This is a genomic window from Embleya scabrispora DSM 41855 (assembly GCF_000372745.1).
Taxonomy (GTDB): Bacteria; Actinomycetota; Actinomycetes; order Streptomycetales; family Streptomycetaceae; genus Embleya; species Embleya scabrispora.
This window is the reverse complement of the sequence record NZ_KB889563.1, coordinates 248,723-255,614: the sequence shown is the minus strand read 5'-3', so window position 1 is coordinate 255,614 and position 6,892 is coordinate 248,723. Positions and strand designations below refer to the sequence as shown.

The 6,892-nt window shown below is 72.4% G+C and carries 8 protein-coding genes; 4 read left to right on the top strand and 4 right to left on the bottom strand.

Annotation, left to right across the window (positions count from 1 at the left end):
• A partial coding sequence (locus A3IC_RS52590) for a response regulator transcription factor (RefSeq protein WP_020549012.1) occupies positions 1 to 595 on the top strand: 595 nt, incomplete at its 5' end.
• Positions 596 to 760: 165 nt separating this feature from the next.
• Here the strand turns inward: A3IC_RS52590 and A3IC_RS52585 are convergent.
• The 3 genes from A3IC_RS52585 to A3IC_RS64245 all read right to left on the bottom strand — a co-directional run bounded on the left by A3IC_RS52585 (position 761) and on the right by A3IC_RS64245 (position 2,554).
• Complete coding sequence (locus A3IC_RS52585; RefSeq protein WP_020549011.1) at positions 761 to 1,198, bottom strand: CBS domain-containing protein; 438 nt, start codon at positions 1,196 to 1,198, stop codon at positions 761 to 763.
• A gap of 237 nt (positions 1,199 to 1,435) precedes the next feature.
• Positions 1,436 to 1,951, bottom strand: coding sequence for a universal stress protein (locus A3IC_RS61820; protein ID WP_020549010.1), 516 nt, complete (start codon positions 1,949 to 1,951; stop codon positions 1,436 to 1,438).
• A gap of 69 nt (positions 1,952 to 2,020) precedes the next feature.
• Positions 2,021 to 2,554: a CBS domain-containing protein gene (locus tag A3IC_RS64245; RefSeq protein ID WP_052173204.1), complete on the bottom strand. Its 534-nt coding sequence runs from the start codon at positions 2,552 to 2,554 to the stop codon at positions 2,021 to 2,023.
• Positions 2,555 to 2,799: 245 nt separating this feature from the next.
• On the opposite strand from A3IC_RS64245, the gene A3IC_RS52575 reads away from it, so the two are divergent.
• Both A3IC_RS52575 and A3IC_RS0105155 read left to right on the top strand, forming a co-directional pair.
• A complete protein-coding gene (locus A3IC_RS52575; protein ID WP_020549008.1) occupies positions 2,800 to 3,693 on the top strand; it encodes a universal stress protein in 894 nt (297 codons plus the stop codon).
• 384 nt (positions 3,694 to 4,077) lie between these two features.
• Entirely contained in the window at positions 4,078 to 4,467 is a 390-nt protein-coding gene (locus tag A3IC_RS0105155) for a CBS domain-containing protein (RefSeq protein ID WP_020549007.1), read from the top strand.
• Here A3IC_RS0105155 and A3IC_RS0105150 read toward each other — a convergent pair.
• On the bottom strand, positions 4,403 to 5,497 hold the full coding sequence (locus tag A3IC_RS0105150; protein ID WP_020549006.1) for an Acg family FMN-binding oxidoreductase: 1,095 nt from the start codon (positions 5,495 to 5,497) through the stop codon (positions 4,403 to 4,405). The two genes, A3IC_RS0105155 and A3IC_RS0105150, sit on opposite strands and share 65 nt — an antisense overlap.
• A gap of 619 nt (positions 5,498 to 6,116) precedes the next feature.
• Here A3IC_RS0105150 and A3IC_RS0105145 point away from each other — a divergent pair.
• Entirely contained in the window at positions 6,117 to 6,764 is a 648-nt protein-coding gene (locus A3IC_RS0105145) for a GAP family protein (protein ID WP_020549005.1), read from the top strand.
• Positions 6,765 to 6,892 lie beyond the last annotated feature (128 nt).

Genomic DNA, 6,892 nt, shown 5'->3' with positions numbered 1-6,892 from the left:
CCTGCTCGGCGGTGAACCCGACATCGAGATCGTCGGGGAGTCGGGTTCGGCCGCCGAGGCCGCGCGGCGCATCCCGGCGTTGCGTCCGGACGTCGCGATCCTGGACGGGCGCCTGCCCGACGGCAGCGGTATCGACGTGTGCCGGGAGGTGCGCTCGCGCTTTCCCGAGATCAACGCGNTGATCCTGACCTCGTACGACGACGAGGACGCGTTGTTCGCGGCGATCATGGCCGGGGCGGCGGGATACGTGCTCAAGCAGGTCCGCGGGCAGGACCTGATCGCGGCGGTGCGCGCGGTGGCCGGCGGGCAATCCCTGCTGGATCCGGCGGTGACCACGCGTGTCCTGGAACGGGTCCGCAAGGGACCGGCGGCCGAGCCGGGTCCGACCGGGCTCAGCGAGCGCGAGAAGCAGGTCCTGGAACACATCGCGCAGGGCCAGACCAACCGGGAGATCGCCGAGAGCCTGGGCCTGGCGGAGAAGACCGTCAAGAACTACGTCTCGGCGGTGCTGAACAAGCTCGGCCTGGAGCGCCGGGTCCAGGCGGCGGTGTACGCGACCGAGTTGCATCAGGGCAACGAGCGGCACCGGACCTGAGGCCGGCGGCGGTCCGGGCCGATCTCGACGCACACCGCTGTCCCCCGGATCGCCTCCCGGAGTCGGTGCGCCCGCGCCGAGCGCGTCGGTGATGGTGTCGGCCCACGGTCGTCATGTCGCACCGGCACAGGCCCCGGATGCCGTTGGGCGCGTCCGGGGCTGGTCTCAGCCCTCCTGCTCAGCGGCCGGGTACGCGGCGGGTGAAGTGCGCCGGGCCGGGCCTGATGTGACGACCGCTCCGGACAAGCGCACCACCGCTTCGCGTACGTCCACCTCGATCGTGCCGGGCTCCAGCCACAGCGCGGTGCGCAGCACGTCGTGCTCGATCTCGGTGCGGATGTCCGCGTCCGGACGCAGGAACGTGCGCAGCAGGTCGCAGCGGCTGACGATGCCCACCAGGCGACCGTCGGCGTCCACCACCGGGAGGCGCTTGACGCGGTGGTGGTCCATCAGACGCGCGCCGCGCAGCGTGCTCGACGAGGGGTCCACGCGCACCACGGGTGAGGCCATCAGGTCGCGCGCGGTGTGGCCCTCGCCCCTGGTGTGCCGGTTCGCGAGCCGGCGCAGGCCGGGCCGGAGGTGGGCGTCCTCGGCCTTCTCCACTTGGGCGCAGCACGTCGTGGTTCCGCATTCGCCCCGGCCGGATGACCGGCCGCCGGTTGCGCCCACGCTCGGGTGCTCGGGCCTGCGGTGAGCCGGGGGAGCCGAATGATCGGGCAACAGCCGGTCGACGCAGGATGCTTCGTTTGTGAAAGGGGCCCGCATACACGACCAGGGGACCCGCGTACTCGACCGCCCGAGCCTGGTGATCAGGCTCGGGCGGCTTCGGTGGTGCGCGGGTCAGGCGTCCGGCGCGGGGACGAAGACCACCGGGGCGGTGCTGTGGCGCAGGCAGTACACGCCGGTGGATCCCGGGATCGTGGGGCATTCGATGCCGCTGGTGCCCAGGACGAGCAACCGGGCGTTCCGGGCGCGGGCGACCAGGACCTCGCCGGCCGTGCCGTGCAACGGGGTGGCCACGATCCGCTCCGGTGGGATCGGAGCCCGTACGAGGCTTGCCAAGGCGTGCTCCAGACGCTCGCGGGCCACCGACAGCGGCGCGTCGGGCCGCCGGTCCAGGGTCGGGCGCTCGGGGTCGGCCTCCGTCCACACCGCGACCACGTCCAGGGTCACGCCGAGTTCGGCGGCCTCACGAGCCGCCCAGCGCAGGGCGAGCGCGGATCCGAAGGAGCCGTCCAGGCCCACCACGATCCGGTCTTCCGGCCGGTTCCCGGCGCTGTCGTCGGCGGGGACGGTGCCCTGCCGAGGGGACACGCCGATCGATTCCCGGTCGAAGTGGGTACCGAGCGATTCCATGTCGAAACTCCTTCACGGTCGTGGTGGGGATCGGGCGCCGAACGTCGCAGGTTCGGGCGGCGGCGGCGCTCAGGTGTGCCGTGCCGGGGGAAGCACCGGCTCCAGTCGGAAGAGCACCGGTCCGTGGTCCGTGGGGCCGTGCGGAGGCTTGCGTCCGGCGAGCGCCGAGACCAGGTCCCGGGCGGTCACCAGGCCGACCATGGCGTCGTTGTCGTCGGTGACCGCGAGCGCGTCGACCGCGTGTTCGGACATCACGTCGGCCACCTCGGCGAGTCGGGCGGAGACCGGCACGTGCGGCTGGGCGCCGCCGGGCAGCAGGTCGCCCACGTAGCGTTCGGCGAGCGAGATCGCCGGGAGCGCGCACGCCACCGCGAGTTCGCTCCGCTCCAGCAGTCCCAAGCAGCGGCCGTCCTCGTCCACCACGGGGAGGTGGTGGAACCCGGTGCGCTGGATCAGCTCCCAGGCCATCAACAGGGATTCGTCGCCCGCGACGGTCAGCAACGCCGTGCTCATCACGTCGGCCACGCTGCGCTCGACCACCGACGCGCTCGCGTGCGTCGTGGCGGAACCGTTGCCGGGAGTGGATCCGCTGCTCGTCCTCATCACGCTCGCCTCCTGTATTTCCAGGGCCCGCGACCGCGCGGTGCACCCTGTCCCCACCATCGAACGCCCGCGGCCTCGAACACAGGGCCGGTGGGGGTGGTCGTCCGGGCCGAAGGTCCCGGGGTACCGGTACCGGGCGGCCCTGTGCCCGATGGCGGAGCACGCGCACGCTGAGGGTGAGGGGCCGATCGACATCGCGGTACCGGCTCCGCCGAGCCGTCGGCCCGCAACGATTGGACAAGCTCATGAGCAGCGGAATCCACCTTCCCGACCTCGGCGTCCTGGTCGGCTACGACGGCTCGCCCGGCGGCGAACGCGCGCTCGCGTGGGGCGCCCGCGCCGCCGCCGAGGCGAAGGCACCGCTGTATCTGGCGATGGCCATCCCGGCGGGCACCCTCGCGCACCTCGGCCGGCATGCCCACTCGGCCGAGGTGCGCGAGGGCGCCCGCGCCCTGCTGGAGCAGGCGGCGGACCGCTGCCGCGTGGCCCACCCTTACCTGGCGGTCGAGACGTCGCTGGTCGAGGGTCCGGCGGCGGATGTGCTCCTGGAGGCGAGTCGACGTGCCGAGCTGATCGTGGTCGGCACCCGAGGCCACGGCGGCTTCGCCGGGCTGCTGCTCGGATCGGTGTCCCTGCGTGTGTGCGCCCACACGACCTGCCCGGTGGTGGTCGTGCCGGAGGCCGCCGACGACGCGGACACCGCGAGTGTCGTCGTCGGCGTCGCGGATCACAGCGATACGCCGGCGGTCGAGTTCGCCGTGGAGCGGGCCCGCCGCATCGGCGGCAGGGTGGTGCCCGTACACGTATGGACACTCACGATGGCGGGCTACTTCCCCGGCGTGGTCGCGCCGTTGCTCGGCGACCCGCTCGACATGGCGGCAAGCCACGACCACCTCCTGGCCGAGATCCTGGACCCGATCCGGGCCCAGGCACCGGACGTCCCGATCGAGGCGATCGTCACGACCGGTACGCCCGCCCACGCGCTGATCGGCGTCTCCGCGCACGCGGGCCTGCTGGTGGTGGCCGCCCACCGAGCGCACGGACCCTTCCCGATGCGCCTGGGCCCCACCACCCATGCCGTGCTCCACCACGCGTCCTGCCCGGTGGCCGTCGTGCCGATTCCCACCGCCACACCATGAACGACGCGCTCGCGCCCGGCGAGCCGAAGGGCGTGCCGGGAGCACGTCTCGACGCGAACCGGGCCGCGACGCGCTGATCCCGCCGCGACGCACCGACCTCCGGCCCACACCTTCACCCTGGCGGGTCGGGTTCCGGCGGGGCGCCGGAGCCGTTCGGCCCGCCGGCCCGGGCCGATCGGCCCTCCCGGGCGATGCCGAGGGCCGGACAGTGGAGGGTGAGCGGGCATCCGCCCACCCCACCCGGGGACGCTGCCCGTGCCGCCGACGGGAGCACCCGAGGCGGACGGACCGACGGAGGACGATGTGAACTCCGCGAGGACGCACACGGCGACGCGAGATCGGCGTTCGGCGCTGCGGGCAAGGATCCCGAGGGTCTGCGATGTGATGAGCGCGCCGGTCGCGCACGTGACGTTGACGGACCCGCCCGGCGCGGCGCGGGAGCTGATGCTTGCGCTCGGACTTCGTCACCTCGCGGTCGTCGACCCGGACACCGGCGCGGCGGTGGGTGTGTTGTCCGACCGGGAGCTCGCCGATCCGCGGGCCCTGCGCCACCTGGGTTGCGGCCCGCGCACGGTCGCCGAACTCGTCCGGCGTTGCGCGCCGATCGTCCGCCCCGAAGTCGACACACTCACCGCCGTCGAATGCATGCTCGATGCCCAGGCCGACGCGTTGATCGTCGGCGATGCGACCCGGATACCGCTCGGAATCGTCACCGGCCACGACTTGGCGCGCGTCCTGACCCGGATCCATCACGACCCCATGGCCGGGCCGTAGGGCGGCCTCGTACCGGCGCCGGCTCCGTCGGAAGCCGTCTTGTCGACTCAGGGCCGGCCGGTTCGAGTGTCTCCTCCACGGGGCGGCGAGGAGTGGGCGCTCCCGGCGGCCCGTATCCCATCCGGAGCACCATTTGCACGTAGCCGGGACCGGTGTGCGGATCGCGCAGGTTCGCGCGCGTGTCGGGCCATTCCACGGCCTGGTGGAGGACCGACATCCGTAGGCCGTGGATGGTCGCCACGAGCCATGCCCGCTCCATGGCCTGGCCGGCGCGCAACCAGTCCTCCGGACGATCGAAGCGGGTGGTCAGGGTCGCCACCTGGGGAAGCGCCTCGAAGCGCTGCGTCGGGGCGGGAGGTGTGGGCGGGCGTCCGGTGAAGGCGCGGACCGGAACCCGGGCGTCGTGGTCCTGCGGACCCAGGACTTGGTAGGGCATGCCATCGGTCGCGGGCTCCACGCGCAGCCACTCGCGGGTCTCCGCCTGCCGTGCCAGGTCGGCGGCCGTTCGTCGTTCGGCTTCGGCCGTCAGGTTCAGGACGCGGCGCGCGTCGGCTTCCTCCAGCACGGCCAGGACCACGCCCTCCGCGTCGGCGGCGGCGATGAGTTCACCGACGACGCGCTCCGGTACGTCGCGGTTGGCGAACGGCAGGCGGCTGGAGTGCCGTCGGGCGATCGCCGGGTACAGGTCCGGACGACGGGGATCCGCGGTGTGGGCGAAACGACTCAGGTCGAGCACAGCCGCCGGTTGCGGATCGGCGTCGTGCGGCAGCAGTGTCACCCGTGGGTCCCGGCCCAGTCGTGCGGCGGCGACGCGCAGGTTGAACACGGCCGCGCCCACGGAGATGTGCATGGCCCTGCCGTCGGGGTCGGTGAGCGGGACCGCACGTGTCCTGTCGGCGTACACCGCGATTCCCCGGCCGTCGCCGGTAGACCGGAAGAACCACGGCTGACTGTTGTGGAGCGAGGGTGCCGCACCGCCCGCGGCGGCCAGATCCCGCAGGTCGGTGGGGCTCAGGGATGCGTTGGTCATGTCGATCTCTCCCTACGGCCCATCGCTGCGGCCGAACGCCGAGGAGGGTGGGTCGGATGTCGCTGTCGCGGTGGTACTCGTCGGGGCGGAAACGACGGCGGCCCTCGGAGGCGCGAACGTACGATCGCCCGCCCCAGCGTTTCCGCCGCGGATCGGGCGGCCCGATCGGGCCGACGCCGGATGTGTTCAGTCTCCGGCGTCCGACCCGGGAACCACAGGGCCGGATGCCCCGGGAGGGGCAGGGCCGTGAGTCCCATATCCGGCTCCTTCCCGCGCCGCCCTCGTCCTCGTCGGCCTCCACCACCGATGCGGAGGAGCCGTGACGGACACCGCCCCCACGACCACACCGACACGTCCGGCTCAACGCGGTGTGGGTCGAGTTGCCGCCCCTCGCGAAGAACGGAAGCGTGGCGCTCATGACGTCGCGGGGTCGATCCGGTCGCGGCGGGCGGTTGGCAGGGCACGAGGTGACACCGAGGAGGGCCTCCTGGTGTCCGAAGGCGAGGGCACGTGAGCATGCTGTCGAGCGACCTGCGGACACCGCGCCGCGAGACCCACGTCCACCCCTGTCCGCCGCTCGTCGGGTTCCGCGCCGCAGGCACCGTCGTAAGCGGCAACCATGGTTCTTGATCTCGTCGTCATCGGCACGGCCATCACCTTGGGGCCGTTGCACAACTCCGCGTTCATCCTGTTGCTGTCCGCGCAGAGGGGGCTGTTGAAGGGGCTCGTCTTCATCCTCACCTGGCTCGTCGAACTGCTCGTGGTGGTCGCGTCCGTTCAGCTGATGACCGGTGGTGACCCTCTTACGCAACAGAGCGCGCCCTCGACGGCGGCCCTGGCGGTCAAGCTGACCTTGGGCGTTGCGCTGGTCGTCTACGGCGAGCGGAAACGGCGCCGGAAGCATGTCCGTTCCCGGGGAACGCCCAAGTGGATGGCCCGGCTGGATCGGGTCTCCGCATGGACGGCTGCCGGCCTCGCCGTCCTGCTGCAGCCTTGGGCCTTGGTCGCCGCCGGCGGTGCCACCGTGGTGAACGCGGATCTGTCCTCCGCCGCCACGTTCGTGGCTCTGATGACCTACTTCCTGCTGGCCACGTCGAGCCTGCTGGTGATGGAGCTCTACGCGACGTTCGCGCCGGCCAAGGCTGCGGCCCGGCTCACGCGGCTTCGTCTGGCGATCGACGAACACCAGGATCAGGCAATCGTCGTCCTGTCGCTGCTGATCGGGCTGTGGCTCGTCGCCAGCAGCACCTACGAACTCGTCACCTGAGCAGCACCGACGTGCATCTACCGCAAGCTCTGCGTCACTCGACGCAGCGAGGCGGTCCGCCGGGCCCGGGATCTGGGCATCCTGTGACGGCAGGCACGATCTCGCCCGAATCGGGCGATGCGGGGGAG